The organism is Burkholderia gladioli (genome assembly GCF_000959725.1).
Taxonomy (GTDB): domain Bacteria; phylum Pseudomonadota; class Gammaproteobacteria; order Burkholderiales; family Burkholderiaceae; genus Burkholderia; species Burkholderia gladioli.
Genome location: NZ_CP009322.1, coordinates 3854677 through 3873283 on the forward strand (window position 1 = coordinate 3854677; position 18607 = coordinate 3873283).

Genomic DNA, 18607 nt, shown 5'->3' on the forward strand with positions numbered 1-18607 from the left:
TTCAGGGTCCCCAAGCGATTGGCGGGCGCTCCGGTTGGCCGGGGCGCCTGTCCGGCCTCGATTCAATCGCGATGCCGCAAGGCGTCGATCACCAGCGACAGCGCCCGCGACGATTGCCGGCGGCTCGGGTAGTAGGCGTGGTAACCGGGGAAGGTCGCGCCCCATTCCTTCAGCACGCACTTGAGGCGCCCGGCGCGCACCTGCGGCATCAGCTGGTCCTCGGGCAGGTAGACCAGTCCATAACCTTCCAGCGCGGCGGCCAGCATCTGCGGCGTGCTGTTGAAGATCAACTGCCCGTCCACGCGCACCAGCAGGTCGTGCTTGCCTTTCCTGAGCTCCCACGCGTAGAGGCTGCCGCGCGTGGGCAGCCGCAGGTTGATGCAGGCATGATCGAGCAGGTCCTGCGGGGATTTCGGCGCCGGGTGGCGCGCGAAGTACTCGGGCGAGCCGGCGATCATCATGCGCACGTCGGGGCCGATCCGCACCGCGATCATGTCGTTGGCCACCTGGTCGCCGAAGCGCACCCCGATGTCGTAGCGCTGCGCCACGATGTCGGACAGGTTGTAGTCGATCGACATCTCGATCTTGAGGCCGGGATAATCCGCCAGCAGCGGCTTCAGGCGCGGCCAGAGGATGGTCTCGACCGGGTGGTCGGTGGCGGTGATGCGGATCAGGCCGACCGGCTTGTCGCGCAGTTCGGACAGCGCGTTGAGCTCCGATTCGATCTCGTCGAAGCGCGGCCCGGCCACCTGCATCAGCCGCTCGCCGGCCTCGGTGGTGGCGACGCTGCGCGTGGTGCGCGTCAGCAGCCGCACGCCGAGCCGCGTCTCCAGCCCGCGGATGGTGTGGCTCAATGCCGACTGCGAAACGCCGAGCTGCGAGGCCGCCTTGGTGAAGCTGCGTTCGCGCGCGACGGCGAGAAAGGCCAGGAGATCACTGAAATTGTCGCGTGCCATTGAATCCGCCGCGCAAGCGCGGACATCAAAACGAGATAAAGAAGGCGCATCCTATCATCGGCCGAAAATCCACGTGCGGCGTGGCTTCGGCCCGCGCTGGCGCGGTTTGGCGGGCTCGCGCGGCTAGCCGATTCATGAATGGCGTTCATAAGGCCATGCCGGCGTAGGCCGCTAATCAAACAATGGCGTGGCTGTTACATTGCGGTTCCCCGGCAGCGGAACGCGACTGCCGGCGCGCGGCGCAATCGGGCGCCGCCGATCCACGCAGCGTTCACCACCAAGATCGCGCGGTCCACGGACCGGCGATGTCCAGATCAGGAGCAAGCGCCGCAAGGCGCGGGAGACGGGGGCCATTCCCGGCCCCGGGCGGCAGGTTCGCAATACGACGCGGGCCGCCGTGACGGACCTGGCTGACGCCATCACGGACATTTACCTGTCCTGACAGCTGAGCCGATGCTTTCTGGAGTCGAAAAAACCATGAAGTCGAAATGGATAGCCGCCCTGGTCGCGGCCGGATGTGTCGTTCCCGCGGTGTCGTTCGCCCAGGACAATTCAGTGTTGTCGCGCGCGCAGGTGCGGGAGGAAATGGCGCGCTACGAACAGGCCGGTTTCAATCCGGCGCGCCAGAATCCGTCGCGCTGGGTCGAGGATCTGCAAGCCGCGGCGGCTCGTGTGCATGCCGAGCATGATGCGGTGCGCATGGCGAGCGGGGCGGCAGCTGTCGGTGGCGTCGGCGCGGGCAATTGATTTTTGCGTTTTGTTCAACGCAGCAATTCTTTGTTTGTGATAGTTTCCCGCACCGCCCATCAGTTTGGCGAGTCCGGATCCAGGGCAAACCGCTCGTCGCGATTCGGCAGAACGCCAGTTGAGGCCGCTCCGGGATGACGCATTCCGCTGCGAGGTCGGGCCGGGCTCCCCGGTTTCTCATGAAGTTTTTATGTCCGCGACGTGTGCTTGCGCCACATCGCGGATGTCGTCGTCGCGTCGTCTTGCCGTCACCGCCGGTGCGGGGTGGCGGACGGCCGGCGTGACGCGGGCCTCTGCCGTTATCGCGGCCGCAGGCGTCTGTCGTCCCCGTGTTTGCCATCGGACCCGGCATTGAATCGCCGGCCCGGTGTCGTTTCGTTGATTCTTATAGAGGTCGCTCCATGCGCGTCGAACGGGTTTCTTATCGCATTATTCCTGTCGCGGCAGCCGCCGCGCTGCTCGCCGCCTGCGGAAAGCAGGACGCGGCGCCGCCGCCGTCGGTGCCGGAAGTCGGCGTCGTGACGGTCCAGCCGCAATCGGTGCCGGTCGTCACCGAGCTGCCGGGCCGCACCAATGCCTTCCTGGTCGCCCAGGTCCGCGCGCGGGTGGACGGCATCGTGCTGCGTCGCGAATTCACCGAAGGCACCGACGTCAAGGCAGGGCAACGCCTGTACAAGATCGATCCGGCGCCCTATATCGCCGCGCTGAACAGCGCCAAGGCCACGCTCGCGCGCGCCGAGGCGAACCTCGCCTCGACCAACGCGCAGGCGGCGCGCTTCAAGGTGCTGGTGGCCGCGAACGCGGTCAGCAAGCAGGACTACGACAACGCCGTGGCCTCGGCCGGCCAGGCCGCGGCCGACGTGGCCTCGGGCAAGGCGGCGGTCGACACCGCGCAGATCAACCTCGGCTACACCGACGTGCTCTCGCCCATCACGGGCCGCATCGGCATCTCGCAGGTCACGCCGGGCGCCTACGTGCAGGCCAGCCAGGCGACGCTGATGTCGACCCTGCAGCAGCTCGACCCGATGTACGTCGACCTCACGCAATCGAGCCTGGACGGCCTCAAGCTGCGCCAGGACATCCAGAGCGGGCGCATCAAGACGAGCGGGCCGAACGCGGCCAAGGTCAAGCTGGTGCTGGAGGACGGCAAGACCTACCCGCTCGAGGGCAAGCTGCAGTTCACCGACGTGACGGTCGACCAGACCACCGGCTCGGTGACGATCCGCGCGCTGTTCCCGAACCCGAACCACGTGCTGCTGCCGGGCATGTTCGTGCGCGCGCGCATCGACGAAGGCAGCAACGACAACGCCTTCCTGGTGCCGCAGGTCGGCGTGCAGCACGATCCGAAGGGCCAGGCGACCGCGCTGGTGGTCGGCCAGGACAACAAGATCGCGCCGCGCGTGCTGCAGACCTCGGGCACCTACGGCCAGGACTGGATCGTCGAGGGCGGCCTGCAGTCGGGCGACCGCGTGATCGTGCAGGGCGTGGGCAAGGTCCAGCCGGGCATGACGGTCAAGCCGGTGGCGGCGCAACTGCCGCCCGATCCGAACGCCGCGCCGGACGCGGGTGCCTCGCAGGCACCGGCCGCGTCCGCCCCGGCATCCGGCGCGTCCGATTCCGCAGCTTCCGCATCGGGCGCGTCCGCAGCGAAGTAACCAGGGGTCCTAAATGGCAAAATTCTTTATTGATCGGCCAATCTTCGCGTGGGTGATCGCGATCGTGCTGATGCTGGTCGGCGTCGCCTCGATCTTCACGCTGCCGATTTCGCAGTACCCGACGATCGCGCCGCCCGCGGTGCAGATCACGGCCAACTATCCGGGCGCTTCGGCGAAGACGGTCGAGGATACGGTCACCCAGGTGATCGAGCAGCAGATGAGCGGCCTCGACAACTTCCTGTACATGTCGTCGACCAGCGACGATTCGGGCAACGCGACGATCACCATCTCGTTCGCGCCGGGCACCAATCCCGACATCGCGCAGGTGCAGGTGCAGAACAAGCTGTCGCTGGCCACGCCGATCCTGCCGCAGGTGGTGCAGCAGCTCGGCCTGAAGGTGACCAAGTCCAGCAGCAGCTACCTGCTCTGGATCGCGTTCAACTCCGAAGACGGCAGCATGGGCCGCAACGACCTGACGAACTACGTCGCGTCGCACGTGCTCGACCCGATCAGCCGCCTGAACGGCGTCGGCCAGACCCTGCTGCTCGGCTCGCAGTACGCGATGCGGATCTGGCTCGACCCGAACAAGCTGAACAACTTCAGCCTGACGCCGGCCGACGTGTCGAACGCGATCTCCGCGCAGAACGTGCAGATCGCGGGCGGCCAGATCGGCGGCACGCCGGCCAAGGCCGGCACGGTGCTGCAGGCGACCATCACCGAGCAGACCCTGCTGCAGACGCCGGAGCAGTTCGGCAACATCCTGCTGAAGGTGAACCAGGATGGCTCGCAGGTGCGCCTGAAGGATGTCGCGCAGATCGGCCTGGGCGCGGAGAACTACAACTTCGACACCAAGTACATGGGCCAGCCGACCGCCGGCCTGGGTATCCAGCTCGCCACGGGCGCCAACGCGCTGGCCACGGCGGATGCGATCAAGGCCAAGGTGAAGGAGCTCTCGAAGTACTTCCCGCACGGCATGGTGGTGCATTACCCGTATGACACGACGCCGTTCGTGCGCCTGTCGATCGAGGAAGTGGTCAAGACGCTGCTGGAAGGCATCGTGCTGGTGTTCCTGGTGATGTACCTGTTCCTGCAGAACCTGCGCGCCACCCTGATCCCGACCATCGCGGTGCCGGTGGTGCTGCTCGGGACCTTCGCGATCATGGGCCTGGCCGGGTTCACGATCAACACGCTGTCGATGTTCGGCCTGGTGCTGGCGATCGGCCTGCTGGTGGACGATGCGATCGTGGTGGTCGAGAACGTCGAGCGGGTGATGGTCGAGGAAGGCCTGCCGCCGAAGGAAGCGACCAAGAAGGCGATGGGCCAGATCACCAGCGCGCTGGTGGGCGTGGCCCTGGTGCTGTCGGCGGTGTTCGTGCCGGTGGCCTTCTCGGGCGGCTCGGTGGGCGCGATCTACCGCCAGTTCTCGCTGACCATCGTCTCGGCGATGGTGCTGTCGGTGCTGGTGGCCCTGATCCTGACTCCGGCGCTCTGCGCGACCATCCTCAAGCCGATCGAGAAGGGTCACCACGAGGAGAAGAAGGGTTTCTTCGGCTGGTTCAACCGCAACTTCGACAAGAGCCGCGAGAAGTACCACGTGGGCGTGCACCACGTGATCAAGCGCTCGGGCCGCTGGCTGGTGATCTACCTCGCGGTGATCGTCGGCGTCGGTTTCCTGTTCGTGCGCCTGCCGAAGTCCTTCCTGCCGGATGAGGACCAGGGCTACATGTTCATGATCGTCCAGACGCCCTCGGGCTCCACCCAGGAGACCACCGCGCGCACGCTGGCCGACATCACGGACTACATGGCCAAGGAAGAGAAGAACGTGGTCGACTCGGTGTTCACCGTGAACGGCTTCAGCTTCGCCGGCCGCGGGCAGAACGCCGGCCTGGTGTTCGTCAAGCTCAGGCCCTTCGAGGAGCGCCGCGCCGCCGATCGCAAGGTGCAGGCGCTGATCAAGCGGACCTTCGGGCACTATGCCGGCTATAAGGACGGCATCGTGATTCCGTTCAATCCGCCGTCGATTCCCGAACTGGGCACCGCCGCCGGTTTCGACTTCGAGCTGACCGACAACGGCGGCCTCGGCCACGATGCGCTGATGGCCGCGCGCAACCAGTTGCTCGGCATGGCCGCCAAGGATCCGACGCTCGCGCTGGTGCGTCCGAACGGCCTGAACGACACGCCGCAGTACAAGGTCGACATCGATCGCGAGAAGGCCAACGCGCTCGGCGTGACGGCTGCCGCGATCGACCAGACCTTCTCGATTGCCTGGGCCTCGCAGTACGTCAACAACTTCCTCGATACCGACGGTCGTATCAAGAAAGTGTACGTGCAGGCGGATTCGCCGTTCCGCGTCACGCCGGAAGACCTGGGCATCTGGTATGTGCGCAACAGCGCGGGCGGGATGGTGCCGTTCAGCGCCTTTGCCACCGGCCACTGGACCTATGGTTCGCCGAAGCTGGAGCGCTACAACGGCATCTCGGCGGTGGAAATCCAGGGCCAGGCCTCGACCGGCAACTCGACCGGCCAGGCGATGGCGGCCATGCAGCGTCTCGCGGCGCAACTGCCGACCGGCATCGGCTATTCGTGGACGGGCCTGTCGTTCCAGGAAATCCAGTCGGGCTCGCAGGCGCCTATCCTTTATGCGATCTCGATCCTGGTGGTGTTCCTGTGCCTGGCGGCGCTGTATGAAAGCTGGTCGATCCCGTTCTCGGTGATCATGGTGGTGCCGCTCGGCGTGATCGGGGCGCTGCTGGCCTCGACGCTGCGTGGCCTCGAGAACGACGTGTTCTTCCAGGTCGGCCTGCTGACGACGGTGGGCCTGTCGGCGAAGAACGCGATCCTGATCGTGGAATTCGCGCGCGAGCTGCAGGTCGGGGAGAAGATGGGGCCGGTCGAGGCGGCGCTGGAGGCGGCACGGCTGCGGCTGCGCCCGATCCTGATGACCTCGCTGGCCTTCATTCTCGGCGTGCTGCCGCTGGCGATCAGCAACGGCGCGGGTTCGGCCAGCCAGCACGCGATCGGCACCGGCGTGATCGGCGGGATGCTGACCGCGACCTTCCTCGCGATCTTCATGATCCCGATGTTCTTCGTGAAGGTGCGCGCGATCTTCGGCGGCGAGAAGGAAGATCCCGACGAAGCGCTGCGTCTCGCGCAGGAACACGCGCATCGCACCGATGGCGACGGCAACCAGGGACATTGATCATCATGCGTAAATTCGTTTTGTCTGCAATGGCCTTCGCGCTGGTCGCCACGGGCTGCACGATGGCGCCGCATTACCAGCGGCCCGCCGCACCCGTGTCGGGCAGCTTCCCGTCCGACGGCGTCTACGCGACGCAACCGGGCGCGGACGGCTCGCACAGCGCCAATGGCCAGGCCGCCGCCGACATCGGCTGGCGCAACTTCTTCGCCGATCCGCGCCTGCAGGCGCTGATCGAGATCGCGCTGAAGAACAATCGCGATCTGCGCGTCTCGGTGCTCAACATCGAGGCGGCGCGCGCGCAGTATCAGATCACGCGCGCGGGGCTGTTCCCGACGCTCGACGGCACCGGCACCGGCAATACGCAGCGGCTGCCGGCCGGCGTGTCGAACACGGGCTCGCCGTTCATCTCGCGTGACTACAACGTCGGCCTCTCCGCCTCGTGGGAGCTTGACCTGTTCGGCCGGATCCAGAGCCTGAAGGACCAGGCTTTGGCGCAATACCTGTCGACGGCTCAGGCTCGCAAGGCGGCGGAGATCTCGCTGATCTCGCAGGTGGCGGACCAGTACCTGACGCTGCAATCGACGGACGACCTGTTGAAGGTCACCGAGGACACGCTGAAGACGGCACAGGATTCGTACAACCTGACCAAGCTGCAGTTCGACAACGGCACCGGCTCGGAACTGGACCTGCGCCAGGCGCAGACGGTGGTCGAGCAGGCGCTGGCGAACCAGCAGGCCGAGGCGCGCGATCGCGCGCAAGCCGTGAACGCGCTGGTGCTGCTGATCGGCGAGCCGCTGCCCGACGATCTGCCGGCGGGCCTGCCGCTGGATTCGCAGGGCCTGCTGACCGATATCCCGGCCGGCTTGCCTTCGGACCTGCTGACGCGTCGTCCCGACATCATGGAAGCCGAGCAGACGCTGCTGGCGGCCAACGCGAACATCGGCGCGGCCCGCGCGGCCTTCTTCCCGAAGATCTCGCTGACGGCCGCGTTCGGCACGGCGAGCCCGACGCTGGGCGGCCTGTTCAAGGCCGGCACTGCGGCCTGGTCGTTCGCGCCGAATATCGCCCTGCCGATCTTCGAGGGCGGCTCGAACATCGCGAACCTCGACTTGGCGCACGTGCAGAAGCGCATCGAGATCGCGAACTACGAGAAGGCGATCCAGACGGCATTCCGCGAAGTGTCGGACGGGCTGGCGGCACGCGGCACGTATGACCAGCAGATTGCGGCGCTGGCGCGCAACGAAGAGGCGCAGCAGCGTCGCTACGATCTGTCGGACCTGCGCTACCGCAACGGCGTGGACAGCTACCTGACGGTGCTGACCGCGCAGACAGACCTGTACACGGCACAGACCACGCTGATCTCGGCGCGCCTGGCGCGCTGGACCAACCTGGTGGACTTGTATCGCGCGCTGGGCGGCGGCTGGATCGAGCACAACGGCGACCAGCCGCGCGAGGCCGATGCCCCGGTCGACTACAGCAAGCCGGCGGCGGCACCCGCACCCGCTTCACAGGCGGCCAAGGCAGGCTGAGCGGTCTCCATCGAACTCGCGGCCGCGGCGGCATCGAACTCAAGCCGCGGCCGTCGCGAGCAGGCACCGAGGAACGCGTGCCGATCCTCTTCACACCCCGGAAGCTTCACGGCTTCCGGGGTGTGTCTTTTCCGGGGCCGGAATATCCGTGATGCGTCATCGACCTGTCGCCGCGCGACATCGGCGGGCGCTGCCCCCGTCGCACGCCGATTCCATCCCACTGCCTTGTCGCAATTCTTCTAGATGCCCGGCCGCGCTTCCGATTGAATAGCGTTCCGAATCAGGCAATTCGTTCGAGGCGCGCCGGCTGGCGCGGACCAAGTCTATTGATCGAGGACGTCGGGAAAATCATGTTCAACTATTCCACCAGCACCATCGAAGCGGTCGATCCGGACCTCTGGCAGGCGATCCAGCAGGAAAACCAGCGCCAGGAAGATCACATCGAGCTGATCGCCTCCGAGAACTACACGAGCCCGGCCGTGATGGCCGCGCAGGGCTCGCAACTGACCAACAAGTACGCCGAGGGCTACCCCGGCAAGCGCTACTACGGCGGCTGCGAATACGTCGACGTGGTGGAGCAGCTGGCGATCGATCGCGTCAAGGCGCTGTTCGGCGCCGAGGCCGCGAACGTGCAGCCGAACTCGGGTTCGCAGGCGAACCAGGGCGTGTTCTTCGCGATGCTCAAGCCGGGCGACACCATCATGGGCATGAGCCTGGCGCATGGCGGCCACCTCACGCACGGCTCGCCGGTGAACATGTCGGGCAAGTGGTTCAACGTCGTCAGCTACGGCCTGAACGAAGGCGAGGACATCGACTACGAAGCGGCCGAGAAGCTGGCGCAGGAGCACAAGCCGAAGATGATCGTGGCGGGCGCCTCGGCGTTCGCGCTGAAGATCGACTTCGAGCGCCTGGCGAAGATCGCCAAGGCGGTGGGCGCCTACCTGATGGTGGACATGGCGCACTACGCGGGGCTGATCGCGGCGGGCGTGTACCCGAACCCGGTGCCGCACGCGGACTTCGTGACGACCACCACGCACAAGAGCCTGCGCGGCCCGCGCGGCGGCGTGATCCTGATGAAGGCCGAGTACGAGAAGCCGATCAACTCGGCGATCTTCCCGGGGATCCAGGGCGGCCCGCTGATGCACGTGATCGCGGCCAAGGCGGTGGCGTTCAAGGAAGCGGCCTCGCCGGAGTTCAAGACCTACCAGCAGCAGGTGGTGGAGAACGCGCGGGTGCTGGCGGAGACGCTGGTCAAGCGCGGTCTGCGCATCGTGTCGGGGCGCACGGAAAGCCACGTGATGCTGGTGGACCTGCAGGCCAAGAAGATCACGGGCAAGGCGGCGGAAGCGGCGCTGGGCGCGGCGCACATCACGGTGAACAAGAACGCGATCCCGAACGATCCGGAAAAGCCGTTCGTGACCTCGGGCATTCGCCTGGGTTCGCCGGCGATGACCACGCGCGGCTTTGGTGCGAAGGAAGCGGAGATCGTCGGCAACCTGATCGCCGACGTGCTGGAGGCGCCGGAGGACGCGGCGACGCTGGAACGCGTGCGTGGGCAGGTGGCCGAGCTGACCCGGCGCTTCCCGGTTTACAGCGGTCGTTCGTAATCCTCTGCCAAACAGGCATGTCGCCGCGATTGACGGCGATATGCACGAGATCGCGCGCCGCCCCGGCCTTTATCGGCCGGGGCGGCGCGCCTGCGTTTGACGATGGACGGGCCGCGAGGACCCTGCCGCGAGCCGATCCGGACGACGCGCGGCGGCATCGATCGATCCGGATTCGACGAGGCGGCGAATGCACGGCAGGAACCCGTTCGACATGCATCAGCTCCGTACCTGGCTGGATGATCTGGTGGCCTATCTCGATGCCGCGCACCGCGGTCGTGACGATCTCGACGCGGTGCGCGACGCGCTGGGCTGCGAAATCGTGCCGGCGCAGCCGCCCGTCGAGGCGGCCGGCTTGCCGAGCGCCGATGCCTGGCTGGCCGAAGCGGTTGCGCGCGCAACCTCCGCCGACACGCGGCTGGCCGCCATCGCGCAGGGCATCGCGCGGCTCGCGCCGTCGTTGCGCTGGTATCGACGACCCACCGAGGCGCCCGATGCCGCGTTCGAGCACGGGCACGCCAATGCGATCGTGATCGGCGGCGCGGGGCTCGCGACGCTCGGCGGCCTGATCGTCGGAATCTCGCTGATGGCGCCCGGGGTGGTCTATCCCGTGCATCGCCATCCGCCAGACGAGGTCTATGTGGTGCTGTCCGACGGGCAATGGTGGCGCGATGGCGCCGGCTGGTGGACGCCCGGCGCCGGTCAACTGGTGCTCAACGACGGCGGCGTGCTGCATTCGATGCGCGCCGGCGACGTGCCCTTGCTGGCCGTATGGTTCCTGAGCGGCGCGACCGCCGGCGGCGTGCCGGGCCCGCTCGACGAGGCCTGAGCCCCGCGCTGACGCCTCAAGCCGCCGATTCGGCGCGGATGAAGTCGATGAAGGCCCGCAGCGGCGCCGGCACGAGCCGCCGCCCCGGGTAGTAGAGAAACGGCCCCGGGAACGAATCCCACCAAGGCTCGAGCACGCGCTCCAGCGCGCCGCTGTCGAAATGCGGCCGAAGCCAGTCCTCGAACAGATAAACCAGGCCGGTGCCGGCTATGGCCGCGTCGACGCCGAGGTCGAAGGCCGCGCCCAGCTCCACCAGCAATTGCCCGGCTGGCTCGATGCGCAGCTTCTCGCCGTCGCGCACGAAATCCCAGGGCACCGTCGCGCGGCCCGGAAAGCGGCCGAGGATGCATTCGTGATGCAGCAGCTCGCGCGGATGCGCCGGTCGCCCACGGCGATCGAGATAGGCCGGCGAGGCGCCCAGCGCCATGCGCTGCACGCGCGGGCCGATCGGCACCGCGATCATGTCCTGTTCGAGCCGTTCCTCGTAGCGGATGCCGGCGTCGCAGCCGACTGCCAGCACGTCGACGAAGCTCTCGTCGGCGGCCACTTCCAGGCGGATCTCGGGATAGGCGGCCAGGAAACGCGGCACGATCGCGGGCAGCACCAGGCGCGCGGCACTGAGCGGCACGTTCAGGCGCAGCGTGCCGGCTGGCCGGTCGCGAAAGCCGTTGACCACGTCGAGCGCGGACTGCACCTCGTCGAGCGCCGGCGCGAGCCGCGACAGCAAGCGCGCGCCGGCCTCGGTCGGGGCCACGCTGCGCGTGGTGCGGTTCAGCAGACGCACGCCGAGCCGCGTCTCCAGGCGCCGCACCGCCTCGCTGAGGCCCGAGGCGCTGATGCCGGTCGCCTGCGCTGCGCCGCGAAAGCCGTTCGCGCGCGCCACCGCGACGAAGGCATGCAGATCGGATAAATCGGCACTCATTGTGCGCTCCTTCGTACAACCCGTGCGAATTATGCTGTCTTATCGAGACAATCGCCAGCGCGTAAGCTCGGCTTTCCCTTCAAGGAGTAGCCAGATGAACGCCTCGTCCCAGACCCAGACCACCTACCAACTCGGCAGCCGCACGGTGCACCGGATCGGCTACGGCGCCATGCAGCTGGCCGGCCGCGCCGCCTTCGGGCCGCCCAAGGATCGCGCCGCGGCCATCGCGGTGCTGCGCGAGGCCGTCGAATCGGGCGTCGACCACATCGACACCAGCGATTATTACGGCCCCTATGTGACCAATGAATTGATCCGCGAGGCCCTGCATCCCTATCGCGACGAGCTGGTGATCGTCACCAAGATCGGCGCGCGGCGCGACGACCAGGGCGGCTGGTTGCCGGCCTATTCGGCCGCCGAGCTCGAGAGCGCCGTGCACGACAACCTGCGCCGCCTGAAGCTCGACGTCATCGACGTGGTCAACCTGCGCATCATGTTCTCGGCGCTCGCGCCGACCGAGGGTTCGATCGAGGCGCAGTTGAGTGCGGTTGCCGAACTGCAGCGCCAGGGGCTGGTGCGGCACATCGGGCTCAGCAACGTCACGCGCGCGCAAGTGGAGGAGGGCCGGCGGCTTTGCGAGATCGTCTGCGTGCAGAACCACTACAACCTCGTGCATCGCGCCGACGATGCCCTGGTCGACGCGCTGGCCGCCGACGGCGTCGCCTACGTGCCGTTCTTCCCGCTCGGCGGCTTCTCGCCGCTGCAATCCTCGGTGCTCTCGGGCGTGGCCGAGCGCCTGGGCGCCACGCAGATGCAGGTGGCGCTGGCCTGGCTGCTGCGGCGTTCGCCGAACCTGCTGCTGATTCCGGGCACGTCGTCGCTTGCGCATCTGCGCGAAAACCTCGCGGCGCGGCAGTTGGTGCTGGACGACGAGGCGATGAGCGAACTGGATGCCATCGCCGGCGCCTGAGCGATTTGCACCAATTGGTGAAAACCGTCGAAGTGCATTTTGACCCTGTATCCAGGCATCGAAATGCACTTTCGGCAGCGGTCGAGCGGTTTTTTCCACGTCTCGCGCAATGCTCGCGAGACGCGCCCGATGATGCGCCAAGCCCTTGTTTTCAGGGCTTTCGGTGATATCCCGGCCGATTTTCCCGTGGATTTCGCCGCGCCTGCCGGGCCATTCCCAGATGCGCGGAACGCTCAGGTCGATTACAGTGTTCGGTTATCACGGCGGCGGGACGTTCCCGCCGTTCCCAAGAACACCAGGAGTCGACCACATGAGCACCGGCAGCACCCCGACTTTCCCGATCGAACGCCACCCGAATCCCACCTCCGCGGAAAAGCGCGCCGAGCTGCTCGCCAATCCCGGTTTCGGCAAGATCTTCACCGACTACATGGTGACGATCCAATACACCGAAGGCCAGGGCTGGCATGACGCGCGCATCGAGCCGCGCAAGGCGCTCGAAGTCGATCCGGCCATGCTCGTGCTGCATTACGCGCAGGAAATCTTCGAGGGCATGAAGGCCTATCCGCTGCCGGACGGCAAGATCGCCCTGTTCCGCCCCGAGCAGAACGCCAAGCGTTTCCGCAATTCGGCCCGTCGCCTGGCGATGGCCGAGCTGCCCGAGGAGCTGTTCGTCAACGCGGTGCGCGAGCTGGTGCGCCTCGAGCGCGACTGGATCCCGTCGGCCGAGGGCAGCGCGCTGTACCTGCGTCCGTTCATGATCGCCAACGAGGTGGTGCTGGGCGTGAAGCCCTCGGCGCGCTACCTGTTCTGCGTGGTGGCCACGCCGGTGGGCGCCTACTTCAAGGGCGACGCGTCGAAGGGCGTGGCGATCTGGGTGTCGGATACCTACACGCGCGCGGCGCCCGGCGGCACCGGCGACGCGAAGTGCGGCGGCAACTACGCCGCGAGCCTGGCCGCGCAGGCCGAGGCCACGCGCGAGGGTTGCGACCAGGTGGTGTTCCTCGACGCGGTCGAGCGCAAGTGGATCGAGGAACTGGGCGGCATGAACGTGTTCTTCGTGTTCGAGGACGGCTCGCTGCAGACGCCGCCGCTGACCGGCACCATCCTGCCCGGCATCACGCGTGCGTCGCTGATCGATCTGGCGCGCGATCTCGGCTACACGGTGCGCGAGGAGCCGTATTCGATCGAGCAATGGGAAGCCGATGCGAAGAGCGGCAAGCTGGTCGAGGCGTTCGCCTGCGGCACGGCCGCCGTGGTGACCTCGATCGGGCAGGTGAAGGGCCGCAAGCACAACTTCACGATCGGCGACGGCAAGGCCGGCCCGGTGACCCAGCGCCTGAAGCAGAGCCTGGTCGGCATCCAGACCGGCCGCGAAGCGGACCAGCACGGCTGGGTGGACGTCATCGGCTGATGCCGTGCGGTGCCGCGTATTCGCCGGCACCCGAATGACGATCGAGCGAATTCCAAAACCCCGCGTCTGCAAAGACGCGGGGTTTTGTTTTGATGGGGGATTTTCTCCACTCGATTGTCGCGTGAAGCGGTTTATCGCATTCAATCGCGGCCGTTGTTTTATTCGCGCTTTAATCCGCCATTTCCGAATGACGCGCCTGGCCTCTCGTTATATGATTGCGCCGCGCATGACGAGCTCGATCGAATCGCATGCGCACTCGCTTCAGCAATCACACTAAAACCAAAGGAAGACCATGAGCGTTATCGAGGGGTTCGAGCGCAAGGCGCTATTCAATATCACGCGAGCCGTTGCCCTGGTTTGCGTCACCGTATTTCTGATCGGCATTGCCGGCGGTATTTTCTTCGGCATTTCAGTGTGGCAGGAACGTGTCGACACGCGTGTCTCCGCCAATGAGATCGTCGAGCCCTTGAAGCAGGCCGAGCAGCCCGCCGCCGACCAGGACGAGGCACCGAAGGACGCCCAGCAGCCGGCCGAGCCGGGCGCGCAGAAAAGCCCGCTGGCGGGTTTCAAGATCCCCTTCTCGCTGCAGAAGTACCTGGAGGGCGACAACGCCCGGATTATCCGCAAGCATCTCGACGAGATTCCCGCGGCCGATCGCCAGCCCTATCTCGACGAGCTGGGCGCGGTGGTGAGCGCGGCCGAGGCCGCCAAGATCGAGGTGTTCCCGGCCATCAATGCCTTCATGGAGACCAAGCGGGAACGCTACAAGGACGTGGCGGTCCAGGCCGCGCAAAAGATGGAAACGCTGAAGATCGTTGCGGGCGCAACGGCGAGCGGCCTGCTGCTGGTGGCGCTGTTCAGCCTGGTGCTGGTGCTGCTGGCGATCGAGCGGAACACGCGGCCCATGCGCCAGGCCGGCGCTCGGGCGCGGGTCGAGACGGCCGGCGAGATGAGCCAGGCATGAGCGCGCGCGACATGGTTTGGCGCAGGCTCCTGGTGTCGAGCCTCGCCGTCGCGGCGGCGCTGGGCATCGCGGCTTGCGGAAAGGGCAGCGGCGGTGATCAGGCCGCCGCCTCCGACCAGCGCTTCCCCGGCTATCAGCAGGTCGGCGGATCCGGCGACGCGGCGCAGCTCTGGTTCAATCCGACGGATATCACGCGAGACAGCGGCGCTTACCTGATCCACGCCCTGAAGTCCTTCCCGGACGGTTATGCGCGCTTCGACGTGGCCACCAACTGCCGCGACCTGACGCGCCGCATGCCCGGCGCGCAGTATCGCGCCGACGGCACCGCCGACAAGGACTACCCGGGCAACGACGCGGCCGTGCCGGCCAAATCCGAGCCGGGCATGGCCGAGCTGATGTCGAAGGCCTGCGGCGTGGCCATGGCGGCGCGCTCGATTCGCGGGGAGTTCAAGGTGCCGGCGGCGCTGGAACTGCTGTATGGCGCCTACGACGCGCAGTCGAAATCGGCGAGCTGGCAGGATGCCGAGATTCCGGCGGGGCTCCCGGGAAGCGACATGCTGCAGTGGTCGGCGGGCCGTGCCTTGCAGGTCACCGGCGTGGCGAACTTCGCGTTCAGCGAAGGCGGCCAGCGCAAGCAGGTGCTGGTGACGAATGCGGTTCCCGACGGCGGCGGCTGCCATGCCTGCACCGGCCTGCTCGGCGTGACGATCTTCAAGCAGGATGGCGATGCCTGGAAGGTTGAGGCCAGCAATCCCTACCTTGCTTCGATGGGCGCCTCGGGCAGTGTCGGCCAGGGCTTCGAATGGACCGCGGCGGGCGGCGACCAGTACGCGCTGATCGTCACCGGCGGCGACATGCACCAGGGTTACGAGACCGCCAGCAGCAGCGTGTTCCTGCGCGGCAAGAACGGCGGCTTCACCCGTGTCGTCGACGATGCCCAAACGGGCAGCTCGGACGCCGAGCGATTGTCCGTCAAGACCCGCTTCGTGAAGGGCAAGGATCCGGCTCACGACGACATCCGGCTGGCGTTCACGCACGAACTCGCTGGGCAGGCGGCCCGTGTCGCCGAGCATCTCTATGCCTACTCGGATGGAAAATACGAGCTGGTGAAGCAGGACGATGCCCCCGCTGTTGCCGCGACCGGCGAAGCGGCGAACAAGGCGGTCGAGCCGGGCGAGCCGTCCCGAAAGGACACGGCCAAGCAGGCGGCGGCGACACCGAAACCGAAGCCGGCGCGGGTGGCGGCAGCCCCGGCTCCAGTGCCCGCGCCGCAAGCGGCCAATGGCCCGAGCTTCGATTGTGGAAAAGCGCGATCGGACGCGGAGCGGTTGATCTGCGCGGACGGCGATCTCGCTGCGCAGGACGCCGCCGTGGCGAGGCTGCTCGGGCAGGCCAGGGCGGCCGTGGCCGACCGGGACGGTTTCCGGGACCGGGTTCGCCAGCAATGGGGATACCGCGACTCGGCATGCCATGACCGTCAATGCCTGACGCGCTGGTATGCCGCCCAGCGCGCCTATCTCGCCCAGGTGGCGCAGACCGGGCAACTCGACTGACGACGCGGCGGGGTGGGGCCAGGCATCATCGGCCCATGCCCCGCCGCGATGTCTCAACTACGCCGCGCCACCAGCGCCGATACCGTCTGCGCCGCTTCCTGCAGCGGCTCCAGGAACTCCTTCACCATCTGCCGAGCGGTATGCCGCTGGGCATTCCCGCTGATGTTCATCGCCGCGATCACGCGGCCGCGCCGGTTGCGGATCGGCGCCGACAGCGAGATCAGCCCCGCCTCGAGTTCCTGGTCCACGATCGCCCAGCCCTGCTTGCGCACCGTCGCGATCTCGTTCTTGAGCGCGGCCGGGTCGGTGATGGTCCTGGGCGTGTGCGCCTGGATCGGGCTCAGTGCCAGCACCTCGTCGAGCGCGGCCTCGTCGAGCGAGGACAGCAGCACGCGCCCCATCGACGTACAGTACGCGGGCAGGCGGCTGCCGATCGACAGGTTGATGGTCATGATCTTGTGGGTCGGCACGCGCAGCACGTAGACGATCTCGGTACGGTCCAGCACCGCGGCCGAGCAGCTTTCATGGATGCGCGCCGACAGTTGCTCCATCACCGGCTCGGCCAGGTTCCAGAACGGCATCGAGGTGAGATAGGCGAAGCCGAGATCGAGGATCTTCGGCGTGAGCCGGAACAGCCGGCCGTCGGCCTCCACGTAACCGAGCGTCTGCAGGGTCAGCAGGATCCGCCGCGCCCCGGCGCGCGTGAGCCCGGTGGTGGCGGCCACCTCGGTCAGGGTCTGCTCCGGCCGCTGCGCGTCGAAGGCGCGAATCACCGCCAGTCCGCGCGCGAACGACTGGACGTAGGAGTCACCGGGTTTGGCCTGAAGATCGTCTGTACTCATGGGCTGGGGGAGGTTCGATGCAAGTGCGAAGAGTAGCGCATGGGGTCGGTTCAAGCCAAGGACGAAAGCCGGCCGCGAACTTGACAGGCTTGCACCCCCTCCCTATGATCGCAAAACAGTTCGATATTCGATCTTATGTTCGTACATAGAACATCTTCGGAGCCAGGCCGCGAGTTTTCCGGCCTGGCTCCCGTTCCATCCGAACGAAGTTCCGGAGACAACCATGACCGATGCATTCCTCTGCGACGCGATCCGTACCCCGATCGGGCGATACGGCGGCTCGCTGTCCAGCGTTCGTGCCGACGATCTCGGCGCCGTGCCGATCAAGGCGCTGATCGAGCGTAACCGCGATGTCGACTGGAGCGCGATCGACGACGTGATCTACGGCTGCGCCAACCAGGCCGGCGAAGACAACCGCAACGTCGCGCGCATGTCGGCGCTGCTGGGCGGCCTGCCGCAATCCGTGCCGGGTTCGACGGTCAATCGCCTGTGCGGTTCCGGGATGGACGCGATCGGCATCGCCGCGCGCGCGATCAAGTCGGGCGAGGCGGGCCTGATGATCGCGGGCGGCGTGGAGAGCATGAGCCGCGCGCCCTTCGTGATGGGCAAGGCCAGCAGCGCCTTCTCGCGCCAGGCCGAGATCTTCGACACGACCATCGGCTGGCGCTTCGTCAATCCGCTGATGAAGCAGCAATACGGCGTCGATTCGATGCCGGAGACGGGCGAGAACGTCGCCACCGACTACGGCGTGAGCCGCGCCGACCAGGATGCCTTCGCGCTGCGCAGCCAGCAGAAGGCGGCGCGCGCGCAGCAGGACGGCTCGCTGGCGCAGGAAATCGTCGCGGTCACGATCGCGCAGAAGAAGGGCGATCCGCTGGTGATCTCGCGCGACGAGCATCCGCGCGAGACCTCGCTGGAGGCGCTCGCCAAGCTCAAGGGCGTGGTGCGCCCCGACGGCACGGTGACGGCCGGCAATGCCTCGGGCGTCAACGACGGCGCCTGCGCGCTGCTGGTCGCCAACGAGGAGAACGCCAAGCGCCATGGCCTGGTGCCGCGCGCGCGCATTCTCGGCATCGCCACCGCGGGCGTCGCGCCGCGCGTGATGGGCATCGGCCCGGCGCCGGCCTCGCAGAAGCTGCTGGCGCGCCTGGGCATGAGCATCGACCAGTTCGACGTGATCGAGCTGAACGAAGCCTTCGCTTCGCAGGGCCTGGCGGTGCTGCGCATGCTCGGCGTGGCCGACGACGATCCCCGCGTCAACCCGAACGGCGGCGCGATCGCGCTGGGCCACCCGCTCGGCGCCTCGGGCGCGCGCCTGGTGACCACCGCGATGTACCAGTTGCATCGCACCCAGGGCCGTTACGCGCTGTGCACGATGTGCATCGGCGTCGGCCAGGGCATCGCGCTGGCGATCGAGCGCGTCTGAGTC

At 67.2% G+C, this 18607-nt stretch carries 14 protein-coding genes; 11 read left to right on the top strand and 3 right to left on the bottom strand.

Annotated features, from left to right (window positions below; genetic code table 11):
- Positions 1–62 precede the first annotated feature (62 nt).
- Complete coding sequence (locus BM43_RS16575) at positions 63–956, bottom strand: LysR family transcriptional regulator (protein WP_013689283.1); 894 nt, start codon at positions 954–956, stop codon at positions 63–65.
- 477 nt (positions 957–1433) lie between these two features.
- On the opposite strand from BM43_RS16575, the gene BM43_RS16580 reads away from it, so the two are divergent.
- The 6 genes from BM43_RS16580 (at position 1434) to BM43_RS37565 (ending at position 10519) form a co-directional block, all read left to right on the top strand.
- On the top strand, positions 1434–1703 hold the full coding sequence (locus BM43_RS16580; protein WP_036054581.1) for a DUF4148 domain-containing protein: 270 nt from the start codon (positions 1434–1436) through the stop codon (positions 1701–1703).
- A 401-nt stretch (positions 1704–2104) separates the two neighbouring features.
- Positions 2105–3358, top strand: coding sequence for an efflux RND transporter periplasmic adaptor subunit (locus BM43_RS16585; protein ID WP_036054578.1), 1254 nt, complete (start codon positions 2105–2107; stop codon positions 3356–3358).
- A gap of 13 nt (positions 3359–3371) precedes the next feature.
- Complete coding sequence (locus BM43_RS16590) at positions 3372–6557, top strand: efflux RND transporter permease subunit (protein WP_036054576.1); 3186 nt, start codon at positions 3372–3374, stop codon at positions 6555–6557.
- Positions 6558–6562: 5 nt separating this feature from the next.
- Positions 6563–8086, top strand: coding sequence for an efflux transporter outer membrane subunit (locus BM43_RS16595; protein ID WP_036056979.1), 1524 nt, complete (start codon positions 6563–6565; stop codon positions 8084–8086).
- Between the two features lie 350 nt (positions 8087–8436).
- Positions 8437–9693: a serine hydroxymethyltransferase gene (gene glyA / locus BM43_RS16600; RefSeq protein ID WP_036054574.1), complete on the top strand. Its 1257-nt coding sequence runs from the start codon at positions 8437–8439 to the stop codon at positions 9691–9693.
- A gap of 211 nt (positions 9694–9904) precedes the next feature.
- A complete protein-coding gene (locus BM43_RS37565; protein WP_157693243.1) occupies positions 9905–10519 on the top strand; it encodes a dimethylsulfonioproprionate lyase family protein in 615 nt (204 codons plus the stop codon).
- A gap of 16 nt (positions 10520–10535) precedes the next feature.
- On the opposite strand, the gene BM43_RS16610 is transcribed toward BM43_RS37565, so the two are convergent.
- Entirely contained in the window at positions 10536–11441 is a 906-nt protein-coding gene (locus BM43_RS16610) for a LysR family transcriptional regulator (RefSeq protein ID WP_013689290.1), read from the bottom strand.
- Positions 11442–11535: 94 nt separating this feature from the next.
- Between BM43_RS16610 and BM43_RS16615 the strand changes: the two genes are divergently transcribed.
- The 4 genes from BM43_RS16615 to BM43_RS37570 all read left to right on the top strand — a co-directional run bounded on the left by BM43_RS16615 (position 11536) and on the right by BM43_RS37570 (position 16336).
- Complete coding sequence (locus tag BM43_RS16615) at positions 11536–12408, top strand: aldo/keto reductase family oxidoreductase (protein ID WP_036054573.1); 873 nt, start codon at positions 11536–11538, stop codon at positions 12406–12408.
- A 310-nt stretch (positions 12409–12718) separates the two neighbouring features.
- Entirely contained in the window at positions 12719–13819 is a 1101-nt protein-coding gene (locus tag BM43_RS16620; protein WP_036054572.1) for a branched-chain amino acid aminotransferase, read from the top strand.
- A 292-nt stretch (positions 13820–14111) separates the two neighbouring features.
- The gene (locus tag BM43_RS16625; protein WP_036054571.1) at positions 14112–14783 is read left to right on the top strand and encodes a hypothetical protein; all 672 of its coding nucleotides are present in this window, start codon (positions 14112–14114) and stop codon (positions 14781–14783) included.
- Positions 14780–16336 carry a lysozyme inhibitor LprI family protein gene (locus tag BM43_RS37570; RefSeq protein ID WP_052409265.1) on the top strand — a complete coding sequence of 519 codons (1557 nt, stop codon included), beginning with the start codon at positions 14780–14782 and terminating at the stop codon, positions 16334–16336. The genes BM43_RS16625 and BM43_RS37570 overlap by 4 nt, the downstream gene beginning before the upstream one ends.
- A 53-nt stretch (positions 16337–16389) precedes the next feature.
- On the opposite strand, the gene BM43_RS16635 is transcribed toward BM43_RS37570, so the two are convergent.
- Entirely contained in the window at positions 16390–17178 is a 789-nt protein-coding gene (locus BM43_RS16635; protein ID WP_036054569.1) for an IclR family transcriptional regulator, read from the bottom strand.
- Between the two features lie 223 nt (positions 17179–17401).
- Here BM43_RS16635 and pcaF point away from each other — a divergent pair, with 223 nt between their 5' ends.
- Positions 17402–18604, top strand: a complete 1203-nt coding sequence (pcaF, locus tag BM43_RS16640; RefSeq protein ID WP_013689294.1) for a 3-oxoadipyl-CoA thiolase — start codon at positions 17402–17404, stop codon at positions 18602–18604.
- The last annotated feature ends 3 nt before the right edge of the window (positions 18605–18607 follow it).